This window comes from Paracoccus acridae (assembly GCF_014642735.1).
Classification (GTDB): domain Bacteria; phylum Pseudomonadota; class Alphaproteobacteria; order Rhodobacterales; family Rhodobacteraceae; genus Paracoccus; species Paracoccus acridae.
Map to the genome: position 1 here is coordinate 266,196 of NZ_BMIV01000001.1, position 22,941 is coordinate 289,136.

The following is a 22,941-nucleotide window of genomic DNA, read 5'->3' on the forward strand; positions in this document are numbered from 1 at the left end:
TTTCGCGGAACCGCCAGATAGACCGCCAGTCACATTCCGGTCAATTCCAGTTTGAGTTTGCCGCATCGCCGCACTAGCCTGCCGCTGCGCCGGCGGATCCGGGGGCAGGACGGGCGGACCAATTCGACCATGAAGATGATGGGACTTGCCGCCGTGGGCACGACGATCGCCTTGATTTCCCTGGAACGTCCGCGTCGATGTCGCTGATGCTGGAACAGGCCTGGGACCGGGTAGCCGCGCTTCTTGCCGCGCCGGATCTGCTGGCGGTGCCGCTGGTCCTGCTGCTTGGCAACCTGGCCTTTTACGCGGGATTTGCCACGCGGGTCCATGACGGCGCCGCCGTGCTGTTGCAGGGCAGGCGCGGCGGTCTGGCCGTCGCGGCGATCCTGGGATGCGGGGGCTTTGCCGCGACCTGCGGATCATCGGTCGCTTGCGCTGTCACCATGTCGCGCATCGCCGTCCCGCCGATGCTGCGCGCGGGCTATGATCCGCGACTGGCAGGTGCCTCGGTCGCGGTGGGCAGCACGCTGGGGGCGCTCTTGCCGCCCTCGATGCTGCTGATCCTGTGGGGCCTGCTGACGGACACCCCGGTCGCCGCGATGTTCCTGGCGGGGCTGCTGCCTGCGGCCCTGTCGCTGGCGGGAATGATCGCGGTCGTGTTGTGGTGGGTCCGGCACGACCCGGACGCCGCGCCCCTGTCGCGATCCATGCCCTTGTCGCGCAATGACGCGCTGCGCGCCCTCTGGCCTGTGCCCGTCCTGTTCGGGATCCTGGTGGGCGGGATCTGGTCGGGCCGCCTGACCCCGACTGCCGCCCTGTCGGCCTGCACGATCCTGACGCTGGCTTTCGCCGCCGTCCAGGGCCGCCTGACGCCTGATACCCTGTGGCCCGCCCTGCGCGACTGCCTGCAGCAGACGGCCACGATCCTGCTGACCCTGATCGCGGCGCGGCTGTTCCTGTTTTTTCTGGACATGACCGGCGCCCCGGATCTGCTGGCGCAAGGCCTTGCCCAGGGCTTGCCGCGCCTGGTCGTGATCCTGTTGCTGGGCCTGGCCTGCGTCCTTCTGGGGCTGCTGGCCAAGCCCATGGCGATGCTGGTCCTGACCCTGCCTTTCGCCCTGGCCATCGCCAGGGCCTATGGCCTTGATGCGGTCTGGGCGGGCATCCTGATGGTCAAGATGATCGAGATCGCGCTGATCCTGCCCCCCTTGGGGCTGAACGCCCTGGTGATCGCTGCAGTGGTCCGCGACCTGCCGTTGCGCAGCGTTCTTGCAGGCCTGGGCCGGTTCCTTTTCCCGGACCTTCTGGTCCTTGCGGCCTTGGTGCTGTTTCCGACGCTGGTCTAATCCTCGCAGACCAGGCGGTGCTGGGGCGGATAGAACTGGCGGGCAAAGGACACCGGCGTCGTGTCGGAACAGTTCGTGCGTTCGATCGTCAGAACCGCCGTTCCTTCATCGATTTCCAGGTGGCGGGCGCAGTCCCCCTTGGCGGCATCCGCCAGGATCGAGAACCGGCCATGCGTCAGGGCGACCCGGCTGGCCAGCCATTCATGGGCCGACTGGTCCTCGACATCCCGTCGCGTCAGGGGCGGCAGGAGCCGGGTGTTCAGCCAGATCGCCTCGCAGCAATGCGGCTGTCCGTCGGCGGTGTACTTGGCCTTGATCAGCAGCAGTTCCTGGGATGCGGGCACCTGCAGCGCACGGGCGGCAGCCGGGGTGGGAAGCTGGGTCGTGAAACTGGCCAGTTCATAGGAATAGACCGCTCCCGTGGCCTCGATCTCGGTCCGGATCGCGGGCATGTCCAGCACCGTGCGCCGGGCCGAGGTCGAGGCCACCCGCGTGCCGACCTTGCGGCGGCGTTCGATGATGCCGCTGTCGGCCAGTTCCCGCAGCGCCCGGTTCACCGTGGCGCGCGCGCAACCCAGGCTGACGGCCAGTTCCTGTTCGGTGGGGATCAGCTCCCCCGGAGGCCATTCCCGGCTGCGGATCCGTTCCAGGACATCGGCCCGGACGGACTGCCAGGTATTCATGCGTCTTCCACCCCCCGCCGCGCCCGACGAACGCAGCGAGCGCACCAGGTTGCCTGGGATCTTTGCCATTTTAACTTTTTACTCTAAACATATACATCCTTACTGTCGGCGGCGGGCGACGTTAAGGGAAGCTGTCCAAATCGTCAGTGGGCGTGCTTTGGCCAAAGCCCGCTTGCGCCCGCCCGCATGGCTGCTATTGCATGATATGCAGACAAACCCAGGGGTGATGATGCGCGCCAATGCCAATGCCACCGCCGCGAATTCCATGGCCGTTCCCGGCACCGCCTGGGGCATCCTGACCGCCATCAGCCTGTGCCACATGGTCAACGACGTGATGCAGTCGATGCTGGCGGCGATCTATCCGCTGCTGCAGGTCGAATTCTCGCTGACCTATGCGCAGATCGGGGTGATGACCTTCGCCTTCCAGGTCACGGCATCGCTGCTGCAACCCCTGATCGGCATGGCGACCGACCGCCATCCCCAGCCGCGTTCGCTGCCCTTCGGCATGGCCTCGACCTTTTGCGGGGTGCTGCTTCTGGCATTCGCGCATCATTATGGGATGCTTCTGGCGGGGGCGATGCTGATCGGCGTCGGTTCGGCGGTGTTTCATCCCGAAAGTTCGCGCGTGGCGCGGCTGGCGTCGGGCGGGCGCTTCGGGACGGCGCAGTCGCTGTTCCAGATGGGCGGCAATTTCGGGCAATCGCTGGGTCCGCTGCTGGCGGCCTTCATCGTGGTGCCGCTGGGCCGCCCGGCGGTGGCCTGGTTCGCCGTGGCCGCGGCCCTGGGCGCCGCCCTGCTGTGGCATGTGGGCCACTGGGCCGAGGGGCGCCGCCGCGCCGCCACCGCCAAGCCCGACACCGCCCTGCGCCTGCCGCGCGGCATCGTGATGCGGTCCATCGCCGTGCTCGCCATCCTGACCTTCACGAAGAACATCTATACCGCCTCGATGAGCAGCTATTTCACCTTCTTCACCATCGAGAAGTTCGGCCTGTCCACGCAGGGCGCGCAGATCATGCTGTTCCTGTTCCTGGGGGGCATGGCCGGGGGCGTGATGCTGGGCGGCCTTGTCGGCGACAGGATCGGGCCCTTGCGGGTGATCTGGTTCTCCATCCTGGGGGTGCTGCCCTTCACGCTGCTGCTGCCGCATGTGGGCCTGGTGGCGACCGGGGCCTTGGCCATCGTCATCGGGCTGATCCTGGCCTCGGCCTTCCCGGCCATCGTGGTCTTTGCGCAGGAACTGGTGCCCGGCCGGACCGGCACCATCGCGGGGCTGTTCTTCGGCTTCAGCTTCGGCATGGGCGGCATCGCCGCCGCCGCCTTGGGCGTGCTGGCCGATGCGCAGGGGATCGAACGGGTGTTCTTCCTGTGTTCGTTCCTGCCGATCCTGGGGGTTCTGACGATCTTCCTGCCGCGACCGGGGCGACTGATCGGCGGATGACGCCAGGGCCGCTGTTCTTCCACATCAGCCCCGATGGCTGTGGAGAGGCGCGGCTGGCCCGCCTGTTTCGTCGAAACGGCCATGCGGCCGTCTGCCACGACGGGGGACGCCTGGCCGAGGATATCCTGTTTGCCAAGGCAAGCGGCGGCGATGCCCTGACCCGCTGGCCGGGAACGGTGCTGTTTTCGGGCCTCTACCGCCATGCCCCGCACTGGCGTCCGCCGCTGGAGGCATGGCGCCATTTTCCCTGGCTGGCCGACCGCTTCCCCCAGGCGCACTTCATCCTGACCCTGCGACAGGTCGAGGACTGGATCCGCGACCGGCTGAACCGCGACAACGGGGCGGCGGCGCGCTGTTATGCCCATCACCGGAACTATGATCCGGCCGACCTTCCCGCGCTGTGGAGGGCAGACTGGCACGCCCATCAGGCTGCGGTCGAGGCGTTTTTCAAGGACGATCCGCGCCTGATCCGCGTCGATCTGGGTCGGGACAGTCCGGCGGATCTGGCGGCAAGGCTGGACCCGTTGCTGGCCCTGCCGGATGCCGGCTGGCAGCAGGGCTGGTTCCCCAAGGCCGACGATCCGCCGGATGCCGGGCCGGCCCCATCGAAGCATAAGGCCGAACAGCTGGATCTGGATTATGTGCGCCGGGTTGCGGATTTCTGCCTGGGCCGCCGAGAGCCGAGCGTGGGGCAGGGCGGCCTGTCGGAATATTTTTCCATCTGGGATGGTCGGAAGACCGTCACGGACCGGAACGGCAACAAGCGGCGCATGGCGGTTCTGGACGATGTGGCGGTGTCCGCGCCTGACCGGCCCTTCAAGCTGATCCGGGTCGAAGGGGTCATCAACGATGCCTTGCGCCTGGGCCGCCCCATGCCCCTGCGCATCGACATGGAGGATTCGCGGTGGTTCGGGTCCCCGCAGGGCGATCCCCTTCCGGCGCCGGTGCTGTGCCACAACCGCCGCAGGGGCGCGCGGAATGCGGTGCTGTGGCCCTTGCCGGACCAGCATGCCATCGGCCTGCCAGGCTTCGATCCCGCGGCCGTGCCCGACCCCATACCGTGGGAGGACAAGCTGGACCGGGTCGTCTGGCGGGGCATGATCTCGGGCAGCGAAAGGACGGGCGGGGTCAAGCCGGGTCCCGCCTCGCATGTGCTGCTGCGCGACCTGGCGGCGGCGGGGGACGATCCGGCGCGGCGGCAGGCGGCCTGGGACCGGCTGTCGAACACCAACAGGCTGGCTTTCGTGCGGCAATGGTTCGATCACCCCGATTTCGACCTGGGCGTGGTGATGGCCTGGGGCTATCGCCAGTTCGCAAGCGATCCGTTTCTGGCGCCTTACTGCACGCCGCGCCAGGATCGCGGGTTCTTCCACCGCTTCCGCTATCAACTGTGCATGACCGGCTATGACCACGGCTCGAACTTCATCGCAGCCATTGACAGCCAGTCCGTCCTGCTGGCCGAGGAGGACGGCTGGGAAGTCTTCTATTCCGGCTGCTTCCAGCCGTGGAAACACTATATCCCGCTGGAACGCTATTGCGCCGACATCGCCGAGAAGCTGGCCTGGGCGCGCGCAAATCCCAGCAAATGCAAGGCCATGTCCGCCGCCGCCCGGCAAGAGGCCGCGTTGCTGCGCCGTCCCGCCACGCGGCGCGCGATCATGGCCCGCATCCTCGACGGTCTGGCGGCGGCGGGGTAAGCCAAGGCCAAAGGAGGAACCCATGACCACCATCCGCATCGAACCCATCACCGCCGAAGCCTTCGCCCCCTTCGGCGACCTGCTGACCCCCCGCGCCACGCCCGACCGCATGATCAACGCGGGCCGCTGCGAACGCCACCATGCGCTTGCCACCGTGGAACGGCATGGGGGCGAGGCGATCATCTCGATCTTCCGGTCCGAAGCCGTCAGCCTGCCTTATGACTGCACGCTGCTGGAACGGCATCCGCTGGGCAGCCAGGCCTTCATGCCGCTGGGGCCGGATGCCTGGCTGTCGGTCGTGGCCCCCGACGACGGCGGCAGGCCCGGCGTGCCCCGCGCCTTCCTGGTGCCGGCGGGCATGGGCGTCAACCTGCGCGCGGGGGTCTGGCATGGCGTGCTGACGCCGCTGGACCGGCCCGCGGATTTCCTGGTCGTGGACCGCGAGGGCGAGGGCGCGAACCTTGAAGAGGTCGCCATCGCCCCTGTAACCATCACCGCATGATTCTGCCCGATTTCAGCTTTGAACTGACCGTCCTGTCGCGCGGCGCCCGCCGCGTGGCGGGCGTGGACGAGGTCGGGCGCGGCCCCCTGGCCGGTCCCGTGACCGCCGCCGCGGTGGTGCTGGACCCCGACAACATCCCCGATGGGCTGAACGATTCCAAGAAGCTGACCCCCAGGCGGCGCGAGACCCTGGCCGAATGGCTGGCCGCCAATTGCGACCATTGCATCATCCATGTCGGGGTCGAGGAGATCGACCGCCTGAACATCTATCACGCCTCGCATCTGGCGATGTGCCTGGCGGTGAAGGGCCTGCGGCATCGGCCCTGTCACGTCCTGGTGGACGGCAACCGCGTTCCCCGCGACCTGTCCTGTCCGGGCGAGGCCATCGTGGGCGGCGACGCGCGCTGCGTGACGATTGCCGCAGCGTCCATCCTGGCCAAGGTGGCGCGTGATCGGCTGATGGTGGATTTGGCGCAACAACATCCCGGCTATGGCTGGGAGGCGAACGCGGGCTATGGCACCCCCGCGCACAGGCAGGCCCTGCTAGATTTGGGCGTGACCCCCTATCATAGGCGTTCGTTCCAGCCGGTCCACAACATCTTGTGTAAAGCCCTAGAGGCAAACCCTTGATTCAAAAAACAAATTGACGCCGATTCGGGTCTGAATCATGTTAACGGGATACCAGACCGGCAGAAAGCCGGCGATTTCCCCCTGAGGCGAAGATGATAAAGACCAAGGATCAGCGCATGGCAGCCGCGCGACCGCTTCCCGTAAATCAAATCCTGGCCGGCGATTGCATCGAGGTGATGAACGCGCTTCCCGAAGCCAGCGTGGACCTGATCTTTGCCGACCCGCCCTATAACCTGCAATTGCGGGGCGACCTGCACCGGCCGGACAATTCCAAGGTCGATGCGGTGGACGACCATTGGGACCAGTTTTCCAGCTTCGCCAGCTATGACGCCTTTACCCGCGACTGGCTGGCCGCCGCGCGCCGCCTGCTGAAGCCCAACGGGGCGATCTGGGTCATCGGCAGCTATCACAACATCTTCCGCGTGGGGGCCGAGCTTCAGAACCAGGGCTTCTGGATCATGAACGACGTGATCTGGCGCAAGTCGAACCCCATGCCGAACTTTCGCGGCAAGCGGCTGACAAACGCGCATGAAACGCTGATCTGGGCGGCGAAGTCCGAATCCTCGAAATACACCTTCAACTACGAGGCGCTGAAGTCGCTGAACGAAGGCACGCAGATGCGGTCGGACTGGGTGATCCCGATCTGCAACGGCGGCGAGCGCCTGAAGGACGCGGCGGGCGACAAGGCCCATCCCACCCAGAAGCCCGAGGCGCTGCTGCACCGCGTCATCATCGGCACGACCAATCCGGGCGACGTGGTGCTGGACCCGTTCTTCGGCACCGGCACGACGGGTGCCGTCGCCAAGATGCTGGGCCGCGACTTCATCGGGATCGAGCGCGAGGAAGCCTATCGCACCGTGGCTGAAAAGCGCATCGGCCGCATCCGCCGCCTGGACGCCGAGGCGCTGGCGACGACGAAGGCCAAACGCGCGGAACCGCGCATCCCCTTCGGCCAGGTGATCGAACGCGGGATGCTGCGCCCGGGCGAGGAACTCTATTCCATGAACAACCGCCACAAGGCCAAGGTTCGCGCCGACGGGTCGCTGATCGGCAACGACGTGAAGGGATCCATCCACCAGGTCGGCGCGGCTCTGGAAGGGGCGCCAAGCTGCAACGGCTGGACTTATTGGCATTACCGGCGCGAGGGGCGGATGATCCCCATCGACATCCTGCGCCAGCAGATCCGCGCCGAGATGGAGGGCGAGGTGTCCCGCCCGAACTGAGACCCAGGGTTCGCCAGGTTCCCCCGGCTGCCGCCAAGGTGGAACCCCCTTGCCCCGCCATCCTTGGGTGGCGGGGCTTTTTCACGCGGTCAGACCCAGGGCCGGGCCTGGGCCATCTGCGTTTCGAAACTGTCGATGCTTGGGGCCTTTTCCATGGTCAGCCCGATGTCGTCCAACCCATTCAGCAGGCAATGCTTGCGGAAGGGGTCGATCTCGAAGGCGAAGGACAGGCCGTCGGACGTCGTGACGGTCTGGTTTTCCAGGTCCACCGTCATGCGGGCATTGGCCCCCTTGCGCGCATCCTCCATCAGCGCATCGACGGCGTCCTGGGGCAGCACCACGGGCAGGATGCCGTTCTTGAAGCAGTTGTTGAAGAAGATGTCGGCGAAACTGGTCGAGATGACGCAGCGGATCCCGAAATCCAGCAGTGCCCAGGGCGCGTGTTCGCGCGACGACCCGCAGCCGAAATTGTCGCCCGCCACCAGGATCTGCGCATCGCGGTATGCAGGCTGGTTCAGCACGAAGTCGGGCAGTTCGTTGCCGTCACGGTCATAGCGCAGCTCGTCGAACAGATTGACCCCAAGGCCCGACCGCTGGATCGTCTTCAGGAACTGCTTGGGGATGATCATGTCGGTGTCGATGTTGACCAGCGGCATGGGTGCCGCGATGCCGGTCAGGGTGGTGAACTTGTCCATTGTGGTTCCTTGGGTGGTTGTATCCGGCCCCCCGTTGCGTCAGAGGCCCGGGGCAGGCGTCATTGCAAGGGGCGGAATGGGATCGTGGTTGGAAGCTGGTTGATCGACTGTGTCAGCGCCCGCTGGACGCCGCAAATCGGGGATCCGACCGCAACCGGATGGCTGACGGTCCTGATCTATGGCTTGGGCACCGTTATGGCCTTCCTGGCCTGGCGCCGCCTGCCCAAGGGGCAGGGCAGGGGCTTCTGGGCCGTGGTGACGCTGATCCTGGCATTCCTTGCGGTGAACAAGCAACTGGATCTGCAATCCGCCGTGACCATGACCGGCAAATGCCTGGCGCGCGCCCAAGGCTGGTATGACCACCGCCGCCTGGTGCAGCTGGCCTTCATCGCCGGGGTGCTGCTGGCCTTGGCGGTGGGCTTGGTGGCCGGGCTTCGCAGCCTGCGGGGGCAGATGCGGCGCAATGCGGTGGCGTTGACCGGGCTGGCGGTCCTGTGCGCCTTTGTCGCCATCAGGGCGCTGAGCTTTCATCACGTCGACCGCCTGATCGGCCTTCGCGATCACGGGATCAGCGTAAATTTCCTGCTGGAGAACAGCGGGCTTGCCCTGATCGTCCTGAATGCCGCCGCATTGCTGCGCCATCCCGCGCGCCGCAGCACGGCACGCGCCACGGGGCGGGGCTGAGCGCCCCGCCGCAAATCGGATGAATGTCCCCGCCATCGCGGCCCCTCAGGCGGGCTGGGCCGCGAATTCCCGGATATCGACCAGATGCCCGGCCACGCCCGCCGCCGCCGCCATGGCAGGCGACATCAGGTGCGTGCGGCCCTTGTAGCCCTGGCGGCCCTCGAAATTGCGGTTGCTGGTGGCCGCGCAGCGTTCGCCGGGGGCAAGCTGGTCGGGGTTCATGCCCAGGCACATCGAACAGCCGGCAAGGCGCCACTCGAAACCGGCATCCTTGAAGATCTGGTCCAGGCCCTCCTCCTCGGCCTGGGCGCGCACAAGGCCAGAACCCGGCACGACCATGCCGCGCACGCCGGCGGCCAGCCTGCGACCGCGCAGCACGTCGGCCGCGGCGCGCAGATCCTCGATCCGGCCGTTGGTGCAACTGCCGATGAAGACCGCGTCGATGGCGATGTCGGTCAGGCGCGTGCCCGGCGTCAGACCCATGTAGTCCAGGGACCGGCGCGCCGCCTCGACCTTGCCGCCGGTGAAATCCTCGGGGGCGGGGACCGTGGCGGTGATGGGCAGCGCGTCTTCGGGGCTGGTGCCCCAGGTGACGGTGGGGGCGATATCTTCGCCGCGCAGGGTGACGACCTTGTCCCAATGCGCGTCGTCGTCGCTGTAAAGCGTCTTCCACCAGTTGACCGCCGCTTCCCATTGCGCGCCTTTCGGCGCATGGGGCCGGCCCTTGACGTAATCGAAGGTCGTCTGGTCGGGCGCGATCAGGCCCGCGCGGGCGCCGCCTTCGATGGCCATGTTGCAGATGGTCATGCGGCCTTCCATCGACAGGGCGCGGATCGCCTCGCCGCAATATTCGATGACATGGCCGGTGCCCCCCGCCGTGCCGGTCTTGCCGATGATCGCCAGCACCACGTCCTTGGCGGTGACGCCGGGGGCGAGGCGGCCCGTCACCTCGACCTTCATGTTCTTCGACTTCTTCTGAATCAGGGTCTGGGTCGCCAGCACATGCTCGACCTCGGACGTGCCGATGCCATGGGCAAGCGCGCCGAAGGCTCCGTGGGTGGCCGTGTGGCTGTCGCCGCAGACCACGGTCATGCCGGGCAGGGTCCAGCCCTGTTCGGGGCCGACGATATGGACGATGCCCTGGCGGATGTCGTTGACCGGGTAATAGACCACGCCGAATTCACGGGCGTTGCGGTCAAGCGCATCGACCTGGATGCGCGATTCCTCGTTGTCGATGCCCTGTTCGCGGTCCCAGGTGGTCGGCACGTTGTGGTCGGGAACGGCGATGGTGCGTTCGGGCGCGCGCACGGTCCGGCCCGTCATGCGCAGCCCTTCGAAGGCCTGCGGGCTGGTCACCTCGTGGACCAGGTGGCGGTCGATATACAGAAGGCAGGTGCCGTCGTCCTGGCGGTCCACCACATGGGCGTCCCAGATCTTGTCGTAAAGCGTGCGTGCGGATGTGCGTGCGGATTCGGTGGTCATGTCGTGTTGGCTTTCGGCTGTGATGCGGTCATGGCAAACGGCTTGGCTGCGGCGGAACCGCAGCCCGTCACAGTCGGGCGGTGACGCGCCGCGTCGCCCCGAAGAACCGCGACGGCAGGCGGGCGCGGTCATGGATGTCGAAATAGATGAACCCGGACATGCGCGATCTTTTATGCCCCTTTCGGCGTTGACGCAATATTCCAGGCGGCGGAGGGGGGATGGAGCCGTTAGGTCCGGACATCGTGGATGCCGCCCAGGGCCTCTGGTCGCGCATCGCCCTGTTCTTCGAGATGATGATCCTGCCCATGCGGCTGTATCAGCTGGCGGCCATCGCCGCGCTGATCCTGCTGTCCTGGCTGGTGGGCCGGGTCGCGTCGGGGCTGTGGGGCGCCTGGCTGCACGATCGCGTCGATTGGCCCAAATGGCGGCTGCGGCTGGGGGTGCTGATCGGGCGCAGGATGGGGCTGATCATCTTCGCGCTGCTGGCCTGGACGGTGGTCATCGTCATGCGGGAAATCACCTGGCCCTCGCGCAGTGCGCTGATCGCGCTGGCGGCTTCCATCGCGACGGCCTGGCTGGTGATCTTCTTCGCGATGCGCCTGGTCGCCAACCGCCTGCTGCGTCGGATCATCAGCTGGATCGCCTGGATCTGGGTCACGCTGTTCCTGCTGGACCTGACCGATCCGGCGGCCCGCTTCCTGGACAGCTTCGCCATCACCATGGGCGATCTGCGCCTGTCCGCGCTGACCGTGCTGAAGGCCCTGGTCGTGACGGGGCTTTTGATCGCCGCCGCGCGGGCCTTGTCGCGGATGATCACCGGCCGGCTGGCCCGCAACGAGGACATCTCGCCCACCATGCGGGTGCTGACCGGCAAGCTGTTGCAGGTGGTGCTGTTCAGCCTGGCGGTCGTTGTCGGACTGCGGGCGGTGGGCTTCGATCTGACCGGCCTTGCGGTCTTTTCGGGCGCGGTGGGCGTGGGTCTGGGATTCGGGCTGCAGAAGGTCGTGTCGAACCTGGTGTCGGGGGTGATCATCCTTCTGGACAAGTCCATCAAGCCCGGCGACGTGATCAGCCTGGGCGACACCTTCGGCTGGATCCAGGAACTGGGCGCCCGCTATGTCAGCGTGGTTACGCGCGACGGCAAGGAATACCTGATCCCGAACGAGGATCTGGTCACCGGGCAGGTGGTGAACTGGTCCCATACCGACAACTTCGTGCGGCTGGACCTGAAGTTCCGGGCCTCCTATGACGACGATCCCCACAAGGTCAGCGCCACGGCCATCGCCGCCGTCAAGACGGTGCCGCGCGTCATGTCGAACCGGCAGGCGGTCTGCTGGGTGACGGGCTTCGGCGACAGCGCCATCGACTATGTCCTGCGCTTCTGGATCGACGATGCCTCCAAGGGGCTGACCAATGTGCGCGGAGAGGTCTATCTGGCCTTGTGGGACGCCTTCAGGGACCAGGGGATCACCCTTCCTTTCCCCCAGCGGGAAGTTCGGCTTGTCAATCCCTCCCTGCGGGTCCAGAGGGTCACACCGCATTCCGATGAAATGGAATCGGACCGGGAACATTGAGATGGGCTGAAAAGTTGCTATCTTTGATCCATCCCCTGCGCCGGGGGCGATCGGCGCGCTGACCGGAGGATTTAACCCTGTCACAAGACGTCTCGCCGGCCACGGGGCCGGCTGCGACCCCCGCGCCGCAGGATCTGACCAGCGACCAGATCCTTGCTCGCATCCTGTCCTCGCTTGACGACGACAAGGCCGAGGACATCGTCACGATCGACCTGCGCGGACGATCGGCCATGGCAGATCACATGGTGATCGCATCGGGCCGCAGTTCCCGCCAGGTGGGTGCCATCGCCGAAAAGCTGGCCGACCGCATGAAGCAGTTGACCGGCCGAACCCCCCGGATCGAGGGTAAGGACACCGGCGACTGGGTGCTGATCGACACCGACGACGTGATCGTCCATGTCTTCCGCCCCGAGGTGCGAGAGTTCTATCAGCTTGAAAAGATGTGGATGCCGGCCGACGCGCTGAGCCGCGTCCGCGATCAGGCCCGCCCGGCGCACTGACCGGCGAACCGGATGCGCATCGACATCGTCGCGGTCGGGCGGCTGCGCAAGGGCCCCGAGGCCGCGATGGTGGCGGACTATCTGGACCGTTTCGCCAAGACCGGGCGCAGCCTGGGCCTGCCGCCCGTCACCATCCACGAGATCGAGGACAAGCGCGGCGGCGGCATGGCCGCCGAGGCCGAACTGCTGTCACGGGCGATCCCCCAAGGTGCGGCCCTGGTGATGATGGACGAGCGTGGCGACCAGCCGACCTCGCCCGAGTTCGCCGGACGACTGGCCGATTGGCGGGACCAGGCGCGCGATCTCTGCTTCGTGATCGGCGGTGCGGACGGGCTGAACCCGGCGCTGCGGGCACGGGCCGACTGGCAGATCAGCCTCGGCCGCATGGTCTGGCCGCATATGCTGGTGCGGGTGATGCTGGCCGAACAGCTTTACCGCGCCGCGACCATCCTGGCGGGATCACCCTACCACCGTGCGTGAACAGGCCGGCGGGGGATGAAGGTGAATGCGCGTTTTCACTTTGGCTCAAATATCCCGGGGGTCCGGGGGCTGGCCCCCGGCCTTCCGGTTGCCGCAACCGCCGCGCCAGCGTAACAAGGCGCAAATCATCCGAGGGGCGATATGACGAAACCTGTGGTCCTGTGCATCCTTGACGGCTGGGGCATCTCTGACCGGCCGGACCAAAGCGCGCCGGATCAGGCCGCGACCCCGAATTTCGACCGGCTGATGCGCGACTGCCCCCATGCGACGCTGACGACCTTCGGTCCCGACGTGGGCCTGCCGCGCGGCCAGATGGGCAATTCCGAGGTGGGCCACACCAATATCGGCGCGGGACGCGTGGTTGCCATGGACCTGGGCCAGATCGACCTTGCGATCGAGGATGGCAGCTTCGTCGGCAACGACGCCCTGGTGCGATTCGTCGAACGGCTGAGGGCGACCGGCGGGACCGCGCATCTGATGGGCGTCGTGTCCGATGGCGGCGTGCATGGCCATGTGGTCCATGTCCAGGCCGCCGTCCGCGCCATCGCCGAGGCGGGCGTGCCGGTCGTCCTGCACGCCATCACCGACGGGCGCGACGTGGCCCCGCAATCGGCCATGGGCTTCATCACCGAGGTGCAGGGCTCGCTGCCCGAAGGCGCGCGGATCGGCACCGTCATCGGCCGCTATTACGCGATGGACCGCGACAACCGCTGGGAACGGATCGAACGCGCCTATCGAGCCATCGTGGCCGGGCGGGGCGAACCCGCGCTGTCGGCCGACCTGGCCGTGACCGCCGCCTATGCGCGCGACGAGACGGACGAATTCATCCAGCCCTTCATCATCGACGGCTATAACGGCGCGATGGACGGGGACGGGTTCTTCTGCCTGAATTTCCGTGCCGACCGCGCGCGGGAAATTCTGACGGCACTTGCCGATCCGACTTTCGACCATTTCGACACCGGCGACCGCCCGGAATGGGCGGCGCTTCTGGGCATGGTCGATTACAGCACCCGTCACGACGAATTCATGACCACCGCCTATCCCAAGCGGCAGGTGGTCAACACGCTGGGCGCCTGGGTCGCCGCCAAGGGCCTGCGCCAGTTCCGCCTGGCCGAGACCGAGAAATACCCCCATGTCACCTTCTTCCTGAACGGCGGCAAGGAAACGCCCGAACCGGGCGAGGACCGCTTCATGCCCGCCAGCCCCAAGGTCGCGACCTATGACCTGGCGCCCGAGATGGCGGCGGACCAGGTGGCCGACAAGCTGGTCGAGGTGATCGGCGCGGGATACGACCTGATCGTGGTGAACTTCGCCAATCCCGACATGGTGGGCCATACCGGCAGCCTTGCCGCCGCCACCCGGGCCTGCGAGGCCGTGGACCGGGGCCTGGGCCGGATGCTGGATGCCCTGGACCGGGTCGGCGGGGCGGCGGTGATCTGCGCCGACCACGGCAATTGCGAAACGATGATCGACCCCGCGACCGGTGGGCCGCATACCGCCCATACCACCAACCCCGTGCCGGTGATCGTCCACAACGGCCCGGCAGGCGCCCGGTTGCGCCACGGCCGTCTGGCCGATCTGGCGCCCACGATCCTGCATCTGATGGGCTTGGACAAACCCGTTGAAATGACCGGCGAAAGCCTGATCGTGACCTCATGAAGCCGTTTCTTCCCCTGATCCTTGCCGCGCTGATCGCGGCCGCGCCGTCCTTGTCGGCCCAGGAAACCCAGCCTTCGGTCACGGCGGCCGTGACCGAGGCCGAGGACGCCGCAGCCCAGTTGCGCGCGGCGGTTGAGAAACTGGCCGATGCGGTGTCCGCCGACGATCAGGTCGTGGCGCTGACCGAGGTGATCCGCGGCTATGAACAGGGGCTTGCCGCCCTGCGCGACGGCTTGCGGCAGGCGAGCGCCCGAGAGGCCGATCTTCGCGCCCGGTTCGAGGCGCAGCGCGGGCGCCTGGCCTCGGTCCTGGGGGCGATGACGGCGCTGCAGCAGGCGCCCGAAACCACCATGCTGCTGCATCCGGCGGGCGCGCTTGCCAATGCGCGCTCGGGCATGGTCCTGAGCGACGTCACCCCCGGCCTGCGGACCGAAGCCGAACGGCTGCAGGACGACCTGGCCGAGATCGCCACCGTGCGCGACCTGCAGGCCGGCGCGGCGCAGATGCTGGGCACGGGCCTGGCTTCGGTCCAGGAAGCGCGCAGGCTTCTGGCAAGCGCCGTCACCGACCGGTCCAGCCTGCCGGTCCGCTATGCCGATGCGCCCGCGGAACTGCAGAAGCTGCGCGATGCGGCGCAGTCGCTGGACGAATTCGCGGCAGGCGTTTCCCGGCTGCAACTGGATGTCGGCCCGCCGATGGAGGATTTCGAGGGCGCCCAGGGCACCCTGCCGCTGCCGGTGGTGGGCACCATCCTGCGCCTTTACGGCCAGCCTGATGCGGCGGGCGTCGAACGTCCCGGATGGGTGATCGCCACGCCCCCGGCCGCCCTGGTCACGACGCCCTGGGCCGCCACGATCCGGTATCGCGGCCCGCTTCTGGATTACGGCAATGTGATGATCATAGAGCCCGCGCGCGGTTATCTTCTGGTCTTCGCAGGCATGTCGCAGGTGTTCGGGGAAGTGGGCGACGTTCTGCAGGCGGGCGATCCGATCGGCCTGATGGGCGGGACCGAGGCATCGGCGCAGGAATTCGGCGCGCAATTCGTGGCCGATGCCGCCATCGGCGGCAATGCAGGGCGAACCGAGTCCCTGTATCTTGAATTGCGCAAGGGACAGGAAACTCTGGACCCGGCGGAATGGTTCGTGCTGAATCCCGTCGTGGAGCCTGAACAGGATTGAAGGCAGGAAAGGCCGTCATGAAACATTATCTGATCGCAGGCGTGGGTGGCGTTCTGGCCGGTGCGCTTCTGACTACGCAGATCGCCGGACCGCTGGTGGCGCAGGAAACCGGTTCCAACGCCTCGATCTATGAACAGCTTGAACTGTTCGGCAACGTGTTCGAACGCGTCCGCGCCGACTATGTCGAGGCGCCCGACGACAAGGAACTGATCGAGGCCGCGATCAACGGGATGCTGACCTCGCTGGATCCGCATTCGTCCTTCCTGTCGGCCAACGACTACGAGGACATGCAGACCCAGACCCGCGGCAGCTTCGGCGGCCTGGGGATCGAGGTCAGTCAGGAGGAGGGCCTGGTCAAGGTCGTATCCCCCATCGACGACACGCCCGCCGCGCAGGCCGGGGTCAAGTCGGGCGATTTCATCACCCATGTGAACGGCGAATCGCTGATGGGCCTGACGCTGGACCAGGCGGTGGACATGATGCGCGGCCCCATCGGGTCCGAGATCACCGTGACCATCCTGCGCGAGGGCGAGACCGAGCCCTTCGACCTGACCATGACCCGCGACACGATCAAGCTGACCGTGGTCAAGACCCGGATCGAGGGCAAGTCGGTCGTGCTGCGCGTGTCCACCTTCAACGACGAAACCTATGACACGCTGAAAGCCGAACTGGACAAGGCCGTGGCCGAGGCAGGCGGCATCGACAAGGTGACGGGCTTTGTGCTGGATCTGCGCAACAACCCCGGCGGCCTGCTGAACCAGGCGATCAGCGTGTCCGACGCCTTCCTGGATTCGGGCGAGATCGTCAGCACTCGGGGCCGCAACCCCGAGGAAAGCGAACGCTGGAACGCGGAAGCCGGCGATCTTGCGCAAGGCAAGCCGATGGTCGTGCTGACCAATGGTGGTTCGGCCAGTGCATCGGAAATCGTCGCGGGCGCGTTGCAGGATCACCGCCGCGCCATCGTCGTGGGTGAAAAGACCTTCGGCAAGGGATCGGTCCAGACGGTGATGCCGGTCACCGCCGACAGCGCCATCCGCCTGACCACCGCGCGGTATTACACGCCGTCGGGACGGTCGATCCAGTCGCTGGGCATCCAGCCCGACATCCTGGTGGCACAGCCCGCCCGTCCGCCCGCCTCCGAGGACGAGGAGGAAGGCCCCCGCAGCCAGTCGAACTTCGGCCGGTCCGAGGCCGACCTGCGCGGCGCGCTGAACAACGATTCGGTCAGCGACGACGAGAAGAAGCAGATCGAGAACGAGGCCGCCGAAGTCGAGGCCACCGCCAAGCTGCGCGAGGAAGATTACCAACTGGCCTATGCGGTCGATATCCTCAAGGGCCTGGCGGCAGTCGATTTCCGCGCCGACCAGGTGCCGACCGCCGCCACCCCCGCCGTCACGGGCGAGGGGTCGGGGACCGAGGGAACCGGGGCGGCCAAGACGAATGGCTGATGGGGAACGGACAGGGCCGGGGGGGCTTCCCTATCGGCCCTGCGCGGGGGTCGTTCTGATGAATGCCGAGGGGCTGGTCTTCGCGGGCCAGCGCATCGACATGCCCGGCGCCTGGCAGATGCCCCAGGGCGGCATCGACGAGGGCGAGGATCCCCGGCAGGCCGCCCTGCGCGAGTTGGTCGAGGAAACCGGCGTGTCCCCCGACAAGGTCGAGGTGCTGGCCGAAACCCCCGGCTGGGTTCATTACGACCTGCCGCCCGAGCTTCTGGGCAAGGTCTGGAAGGGCCGATACGGCGGGCAAAGCCAGAAATGGGTGCTGATGCGGTTCAAGGGCGACGATGCCGATATCCGCATCGCCACCGACCATCCCGAGTTCCAGGAATGGCGCTGGATGCCCGCTGCGGCGCTGCTGGAAAACATTGTGCCCTTCAAGCGCGGGGTCTATGAGGAGGTCCTGGCGGCGTTCAAAGGCTGGCTGCGGTAGGGGCGCGGCAGATGGCCGGGAAAAACCGGCCTGGTCAATTCGGTGCCGATCGCCAGCCCTTCGACTTCGGAATCTGCAAGACCTGCTCGTGACCTGTTCAAGGCCACGAGCCAGGCCGGCCGAAGGATCGGGCTTCAGAACTTCCAGGATGCCCGGACATTGGCGCTCCAGGCGTCGGCATCAATGCCGGAGCCGCCGATATTGGAGAAGTTATGCTCGAGCAGTTCCAGGCTGACATTGGCCTGAGGAGTGACGGCATAGGCCGCACCAAGGCCGTAGAAACCGCCCCAGTCATCGCCGAGACCATCCACATTCACCTTTGCGGTACCTGCGGCAAGATAGACCAACGTCCGCCCGAGATCGTAACCAGCGGTCGCCTTCAAGCGCATCACCCGGTCCACGGAGATGGCGCCGGGAACAAGATCGATATCCGTCCAATCATGCTCGAATTCGCCGCCGAGAACCCATTGACCGGCATCGAACCTGTAGCCGGCATGGATGCCGTAGGCGGTGTCGTTTTCCTTGATGCCGGGGACATCGGTATCCACCTCGAGACTGCCGATCCCGGCACCCGCGTAGAACCCTGACCAGTCGTCGGCAAATGCCGAAGTCATCGAAAGCGCCAGAAACGCCGCGCCCGCCGCAAGATGCTTTCTCACTGTTCCCTCCACGTTAACGTTGATTCGAGCGAAACGCCGCTTTCGCGGATGTATCGGGGCGATGCGCGCGTCGGCCCCTAGTGTATCAACTTTCCGCGTCGGCATTTTCTGACGATCATGTGAACGAGGCTTTGGACACCGGTGCCAAACCCCGACGCCCACATCGCAGAAGCAGTCGTTTCGGTTTGGCCCATCAAAGCGAAAGAGCGCCCTTTCGGACGCCCCTCTTGCTTATCGCCGCAACTGGCCCAGCAGGATCGAGGTCGGATAACCGTCGGGCGTCACGCCGATGGACCGCTGATAGGCCGCGACCGATTCCATCGTGGCGGACCCGAATAGCCCGTCGATCTCGCCCTGGTAGAAGCCCTTGGCGCGTAGGCGCTGCTGGATTTCCTGCCGTTCCGACGTGGACAGCGGGCGGTCGTTGCGGGGCCAGGATCCCTGGATGCCCGGACGGCCCGCGATGCGTTCGCCCAGGAAGGCAACGCCAAGCGCGTAGTTGTCCGAGTTGTTGTAGCGCAGGATCGACCGGAAATTGTCGAGGATCAGGAAGGCCGGGCCGTTCGCCCCCGCCGGCATGATGATGGACCCGTTGCCGCTGGGCAGCGCCCCCCCGCCGATCCGGCGCACGCCCTGCGCGGCCCAGTCCGACCGCCGCGTGCCCTTGCCGACCAGGCTCATGTTGAAGCCCGGCGGCAGCTGCACCTCGGCCCCCCAGGCCTGACCCGGCACCCAACCGTTGCGGCGCAGGTAATTCGCGGTCGAGGCAAGCGAGTCGGTTGGATCCTCGGACCAGATGTCGCGGCGGCCGTCGCCGGTGAAGTCCACGGCATAGTCCAGATAGGACGTGGGCATGAACTGGGTATGGCCCATCGCGCCCGCCCAGCTTCCCAGCATGTGTTCGGGATCGGTGTCGCCTGCCTGCAGGATGCGCAGCGCGGCGATCAGCTGGTTCTGGAACATCTCGCCCCGGCGGCCGTCATAGGCCAGGGTCGCCAGCGAGGGGATGATCTGCATCTTGCCCCGGTTGGCGCCGAAATTCGATTCCATCCCCCAGACGGCCAGCACGATTTCGCGCGGCACGCCGTAGCGTGCCTCGATCTGGGACAGGGTGCCCGACAGTTGCGCGGCCTTCTGGCGGCCGGTGGTGACGCGCACGTCCGACACGGCGCTGTCCAGATACAGCCAGACCGGGCGGCTGAATTCGGCCTGCTTGCGGTCCAGCCGGATCACCTCGGGGTTATAGCGCGCGATCCGCATGGCGCGGTCATAGGTCGCGGGCGACACGCCCGAAGCCACGGCGCGCGACCGGAAGGACTGCACGAAACGCTGCAGGCCCGCCTCGTCGCCGGGGGATGCGGCGGGGATCGGCGCGGGCGTGACCGGGGCGCTGCCGGACATGTTGCCGGGCGCGCGGTTCATCGGGCCTGCGCAGGATGCCAGGACACCCACCAGGGCGGTGGTCAGGAAGATGCGGGAAAATGTCATTGGGGATCGCCTGTCGTGACTGCTGCTTTTGTTGTTGGGGGGCAGTCTAGCGAATACACTTTCGGTTGAATAGGGCCGCTGCGCCGGTCAATGCAGCGTCTCGCCGTCGTCGGACGCCCGCTCGCCTTTGAAGAAGGGCTGCATCTGCGCGATGATGACCGAGTTCTCGTCCAGGGCACGCTTCATCAGGGCGCATTCCTCCTCGTCGATCTCGTGGCCCTCGGCCAGGCGTTCCTCCAGCGTGCCGTATCCGGTCACGTCCAGGGGCGAAAGATCCGCCTGCTTCAGGATTGCCACTGTTTCGCGCACCGCCTCGGCCTCGTCCCGGCCGGCGGAATAGCAGATCAGCGCAGCCCCGGTCGATCCCTCGGGCAGGCCGTCGTCCTTGGTCCGGCCCACCTCGACCAGAAGGGTATAGACGTTCATGGGCTGGGCCTCCTTGCTGCGTTGCCTTGGAACATCATGACTGACGCGCGGGCGCAAGGCGATGGCCTGTCTTTTCGCGCGCCCTTGCCGCCGCTAGGGTGGCGCGCAACAAAAAGGGGGCACAGGAATGAGCAAGAGCCTGGCACGGGTTCGCACGGCCTTGGACAGGGCAGGCCTGGCCGTCGAGATCCTTGAAATGGAGGACAGCACCCGCACCGCCGAGGAAGCCGCGCGGGCGGCGGGCTGCGCGGTGGACCAGATCGCCAAGTCGATCATCTTCCGGGGCGAGGAGACGGGCCATGTCGTGCTGTTCCTGACCGCCGGGGGCAACCGCGTCGATCCGGCCAAGGCGACCGGGGTGGCGGGGCAACCCCTGGGCAAGGCCGATGCCGCCCTGATCCGCGAGGAAACGGGCTTCGCCATCGGCGGCGTGGCGCCTGTCGGGCATCTGAAGCCCGTGGCCGCCTTCTTCGACCCGCGCCTTCTGGATTTCAGCGTCGTCTGGGCGGCGGCGGGGACGCCGCGCCACATCTTCGCCATCCCGCCCGCCCGGCTTCTGGATCTGACCGGGGCAGGGCTGGCGGATTTCACCGGCTGACCAGAAGCCTGTCCAGCAGCGGACTGTCGGCCCGTTCCAACCCTTCGATCACGTCGAAATGGTGCAGGCCCGGGTCGATCACGCAATCGGTGGGGGCGCCGAGGCCCGCCCAGATGTCGGCCAGCAGGCGGGCCTGGCGGATGAACTCGGGCCGCTCCATTCCGCCGACCCAGGTGGTCACCGGGATGCCCTGGCGCGGGGCCAGCAAGGCTGGGCTTTCGGTTGCTGCCTCGGCCGCGTCCAGCCGCAGCGTCTCGTTCATCGCGGTCCGCATCAGCGGGCGCAGGTCGGTCAGGGGGGAAATGGGAACGCAGGCCGTGACCCGCGCCGCCACCGCATCGGGCAGCGTGGCGTCGTCGCAGATCATCCGTGCCGCCAGATGCCCGCCCGCCGAATGGCCGGTCAGCGCGATGGGGCCGCCGATTGCGCCCGCAGCCTCGGTCACCGCCGCTGCCACTTCGCGCGTCATCCGCGCGATCCGCGCCTGGGGGGCCAGGGTATAGGCAGGCATCGCCACTGCCCAGCCACGCGCCAGGGCGCCCGCCGCCAGATGCGACCACATGCCGGGGTCGAACCGCATCCAGTATCCGCCGTGGATGAAGACCATCAGCCCGTTCGGCGTGCCGCCGGGATGAAACAGATGCCCGCGTCCCAACGGCTGAGGCCGGTGGGCTTTCCTGAACGCTGCCGCGGCGGACTGCCAGCGGGGCACGAAGCCCTCGGCCTGCGGGATATGGGCGCCGTTGGCATAGGCGTCGTCCCAGTCTGTGACGTGATAGATCATGCTGCCCTCTCTTTCCGGCAGAAAAGGCTGCTGCTAGCTTGCGGTCAAGATGGAGAAAGCCATGACCGATTTCGCCGCCACCCGCCGCGCCTTCCACCTGCCCCGGGGGATCACCTATCTGGACGGAAACTCGCTGGGTCCGATGCCTGTCGCGGCCCGCGACCGGGTCGCCCGGATGATGTCGGATGAATGGTCCGAGATGCTGATCACCGGCTGGAACAAGGCGGGCTGGTATGTCCAGCCGCGCAAGGTCGGCGACCGCATCGCCCGGCTGATCGGCGCGGGGCCGGGACAGGTGGTGATGGGCGACACGCTGTCGATCAAGGTGTTCCAGGCCCTCAGCGCCGCCATGGCCCTGCGCCCCGGCCGCCGGGTGATCCTGTCGGACAACGGCAATTTCCCGTCGGACCTTTATGTGGCCGAAGGCCTGGCCCGCGCGATGAGGGCCGAATTGCGCGTCGTCGCCCCCGAGGAGGTCGAGGCCGCGATCACCCCCGACCTGGCCGTCCTGATGCTGACCGAGGTCGATTACCGCACCGGCCGCCGCCACGACATGGCCGGGCTGACGGCCCGCGCTCATGAGGCCGGAGCCCTGGCGCTGTGGGATCTGGCCCATTCCGCAGGGGCGGTGGATGTGGATCTGACCGGCGCTGATGCCGATTTCGCGGTCGGCTGCACCTACAAGTATCTCAATGGCGGACCGGGCGCGCCGGCCTTCATCTGGACCCACCCCCGCCACGCCGATGCCGCCCAGCCGATCCTGCAAGGCTGGATGGGCCATGACGCGCCCTTCGCCTTTGACCTGGGCTATCGGCCCGCGCCGGGGATCGAACGGATGCGCGTCGGCACCCCCCCGGTGATCGCCCTGACGGCCTTGGACGCGGCGCTGGACGTGTGGGATGGGGTCAGCCTTGCCGACCTGCGCGCCCGGTCGATCGAACTGACCGAGGCCTTCATCAAGGGGGTCGAGGCCGCCTGCCCGGAGGTCGCGCTGAATTCCCCGCGCGATCCGGCCCGGCGCGGATCGCAGGTCAGCTTCCGTCACCCCCAGGGCTATGCGGTCATGCAGGCGCTGATCGCGGCGGGCGTCATCGGCGATTTCCGCGCGCCCGACGTGCTGCGCTTTGGTTTCGCGCCGCTGTACAACGATCTGGACGATGTCGGACGGGCCGTCGATACCCTGGCCCGCATTCTGCGCGACGGCAGTTGGGATGATGAAAGGTTTCGGCAAAGGGCTGCCGTGACGTAGGGGCAGGGGGCTTCCCTCGGGCCTGTTTGTGCCGC

Annotated in this window: 23 protein-coding genes; 16 read left to right on the forward strand and 7 right to left on the reverse strand. The window is 67.0% G+C overall.

Annotated features, from left to right (window positions below; genetic code table 11):
* Positions 1-197 precede the first annotated feature (197 nt).
* Positions 198-1,346, forward strand: coding sequence for a TRAP transporter large permease subunit (locus tag IEX25_RS01375; protein WP_188713719.1), 1,149 nt, complete (start codon positions 198-200; stop codon positions 1,344-1,346).
* Here IEX25_RS01375 and hutC read toward each other — a convergent pair.
* Entirely contained in the window at positions 1,343-2,029 is a 687-nt protein-coding gene (gene hutC / locus IEX25_RS01380; protein ID WP_188713720.1) for a histidine utilization transcriptional repressor HutC, read from the reverse strand. The two genes, IEX25_RS01375 and hutC, sit on opposite strands and share 4 nt — an antisense overlap.
* Before the next feature lie 229 nt (positions 2,030-2,258).
* Here hutC and IEX25_RS01385 point away from each other — a divergent pair, with 229 nt between their 5' ends.
* From IEX25_RS01385 to IEX25_RS01405, 5 genes are all read left to right on the forward strand, one after another.
* The gene (locus tag IEX25_RS01385; protein ID WP_188713987.1) at positions 2,259-3,467 is read left to right on the forward strand and encodes an MFS transporter; all 1,209 of its coding nucleotides are present in this window, start codon (positions 2,259-2,261) and stop codon (positions 3,465-3,467) included.
* Positions 3,464-5,164: a glycosyl transferase family 90 gene (locus tag IEX25_RS01390; RefSeq protein ID WP_188713721.1), complete on the forward strand. Its 1,701-nt coding sequence runs from the start codon at positions 3,464-3,466 to the stop codon at positions 5,162-5,164. The genes IEX25_RS01385 and IEX25_RS01390 overlap by 4 nt, the downstream gene beginning before the upstream one ends.
* A gap of 22 nt (positions 5,165-5,186) precedes the next feature.
* Positions 5,187-5,666: an ureidoglycolate lyase gene (locus IEX25_RS01395; RefSeq protein ID WP_188713722.1), complete on the forward strand. Its 480-nt coding sequence runs from the start codon at positions 5,187-5,189 to the stop codon at positions 5,664-5,666.
* Positions 5,663-6,295 carry a ribonuclease HII gene (gene rnhB, locus IEX25_RS01400; RefSeq protein ID WP_188713723.1) on the forward strand — a complete coding sequence of 211 codons (633 nt, stop codon included), beginning with the start codon at positions 5,663-5,665 and terminating at the stop codon, positions 6,293-6,295. The genes IEX25_RS01395 and rnhB overlap by 4 nt, the downstream gene beginning before the upstream one ends.
* Positions 6,296-6,387: 92 nt before the next feature.
* Positions 6,388-7,518, forward strand: coding sequence for a site-specific DNA-methyltransferase (locus IEX25_RS01405; protein WP_188713724.1), 1,131 nt, complete (start codon positions 6,388-6,390; stop codon positions 7,516-7,518).
* An 89-nt stretch (positions 7,519-7,607) separates the two neighbouring features.
* On the opposite strand, the gene leuD is transcribed toward IEX25_RS01405, so the two are convergent.
* Complete coding sequence (leuD, locus tag IEX25_RS01410) at positions 7,608-8,213, reverse strand: 3-isopropylmalate dehydratase small subunit (protein WP_103171828.1); 606 nt, start codon at positions 8,211-8,213, stop codon at positions 7,608-7,610.
* Between the two features lie 99 nt (positions 8,214-8,312).
* Between leuD and IEX25_RS01415 the strand changes: the two genes are divergently transcribed.
* On the forward strand, positions 8,313-8,897 hold the full coding sequence (locus IEX25_RS01415) for a hypothetical protein (protein WP_229664989.1): 585 nt from the start codon (positions 8,313-8,315) through the stop codon (positions 8,895-8,897).
* A 45-nt stretch (positions 8,898-8,942) separates the two neighbouring features.
* On the opposite strand, the gene leuC is transcribed toward IEX25_RS01415, so the two are convergent.
* A complete protein-coding gene (gene leuC / locus IEX25_RS01420) occupies positions 8,943-10,379 on the reverse strand; it encodes a 3-isopropylmalate dehydratase large subunit (RefSeq protein WP_188713725.1) in 1,437 nt (478 codons plus the stop codon).
* A 218-nt stretch (positions 10,380-10,597) separates the two neighbouring features.
* Here leuC and IEX25_RS01425 point away from each other — a divergent pair, with 218 nt between their 5' ends.
* The 7 genes from IEX25_RS01425 (at position 10,598) to IEX25_RS01455 (ending at position 17,702) form a co-directional block, all read left to right on the forward strand.
* Positions 10,598-11,953, forward strand: coding sequence for a mechanosensitive ion channel family protein (locus tag IEX25_RS01425; RefSeq protein ID WP_188713726.1), 1,356 nt, complete (start codon positions 10,598-10,600; stop codon positions 11,951-11,953).
* Positions 11,954-12,087: 134 nt separating this feature from the next.
* A complete protein-coding gene (gene rsfS, locus IEX25_RS01430; RefSeq protein ID WP_103171825.1) occupies positions 12,088-12,453 on the forward strand; it encodes a ribosome silencing factor in 366 nt (121 codons plus the stop codon).
* A 12-nt stretch (positions 12,454-12,465) separates the two neighbouring features.
* On the forward strand, positions 12,466-12,933 hold the full coding sequence (rlmH, locus tag IEX25_RS01435; RefSeq protein WP_188713727.1) for a 23S rRNA (pseudouridine(1915)-N(3))-methyltransferase RlmH: 468 nt from the start codon (positions 12,466-12,468) through the stop codon (positions 12,931-12,933).
* Positions 12,934-13,074: 141 nt separating this feature from the next.
* A complete protein-coding gene (gene gpmI / locus IEX25_RS01440) occupies positions 13,075-14,592 on the forward strand; it encodes a 2,3-bisphosphoglycerate-independent phosphoglycerate mutase (protein WP_188713728.1) in 1,518 nt (505 codons plus the stop codon).
* Entirely contained in the window at positions 14,589-15,770 is a 1,182-nt protein-coding gene (locus IEX25_RS01445; protein WP_188713729.1) for a murein hydrolase activator EnvC family protein, read from the forward strand. Before gpmI ends, IEX25_RS01445 begins: the two co-directional genes overlap by 4 nt.
* Positions 15,771-15,787: 17 nt before the next feature.
* Positions 15,788-17,218, forward strand: a complete 1,431-nt coding sequence (locus tag IEX25_RS01450) for a S41 family peptidase (RefSeq protein ID WP_103171821.1) — start codon at positions 15,788-15,790, stop codon at positions 17,216-17,218.
* The gene (locus IEX25_RS01455; protein ID WP_188713730.1) at positions 17,211-17,702 is read left to right on the forward strand and encodes an RNA pyrophosphohydrolase; all 492 of its coding nucleotides are present in this window, start codon (positions 17,211-17,213) and stop codon (positions 17,700-17,702) included. The genes IEX25_RS01450 and IEX25_RS01455 overlap by 8 nt, the downstream gene beginning before the upstream one ends.
* Positions 17,703-17,836: 134 nt before the next feature.
* Here IEX25_RS01455 and IEX25_RS01460 read toward each other — a convergent pair whose 3' ends face one another.
* The 3 genes from IEX25_RS01460 to IEX25_RS01470 form a co-directional block, all read right to left on the reverse strand.
* The gene (locus IEX25_RS01460) at positions 17,837-18,361 is read right to left on the reverse strand and encodes an outer membrane protein (RefSeq protein ID WP_188713731.1); all 525 of its coding nucleotides are present in this window, start codon (positions 18,359-18,361) and stop codon (positions 17,837-17,839) included.
* A gap of 231 nt (positions 18,362-18,592) precedes the next feature.
* A complete protein-coding gene (locus IEX25_RS01465; RefSeq protein ID WP_188713732.1) occupies positions 18,593-19,849 on the reverse strand; it encodes a lytic murein transglycosylase in 1,257 nt (418 codons plus the stop codon).
* Between the two features lie 87 nt (positions 19,850-19,936).
* Complete coding sequence (locus IEX25_RS01470; protein WP_188713733.1) at positions 19,937-20,275, reverse strand: DUF8846 family protein; 339 nt, start codon at positions 20,273-20,275, stop codon at positions 19,937-19,939.
* A gap of 127 nt (positions 20,276-20,402) precedes the next feature.
* On the opposite strand from IEX25_RS01470, the gene IEX25_RS01475 reads away from it, so the two are divergent.
* Entirely contained in the window at positions 20,403-20,873 is a 471-nt protein-coding gene (locus IEX25_RS01475; protein WP_188713734.1) for a YbaK/EbsC family protein, read from the forward strand.
* On the opposite strand, the gene IEX25_RS01480 is transcribed toward IEX25_RS01475, so the two are convergent.
* A complete protein-coding gene (locus IEX25_RS01480; protein WP_188713735.1) occupies positions 20,863-21,657 on the reverse strand; it encodes a hormone-sensitive lipase in 795 nt (264 codons plus the stop codon). The two genes, IEX25_RS01475 and IEX25_RS01480, sit on opposite strands and share 11 nt — an antisense overlap.
* A 61-nt stretch (positions 21,658-21,718) precedes the next feature.
* On the opposite strand from IEX25_RS01480, the gene kynU reads away from it, so the two are divergent.
* Positions 21,719-22,906, forward strand: a complete 1,188-nt coding sequence (kynU, locus tag IEX25_RS01485; protein ID WP_188713736.1) for a kynureninase — start codon at positions 21,719-21,721, stop codon at positions 22,904-22,906.
* Positions 22,907-22,941 lie beyond the last annotated feature (35 nt).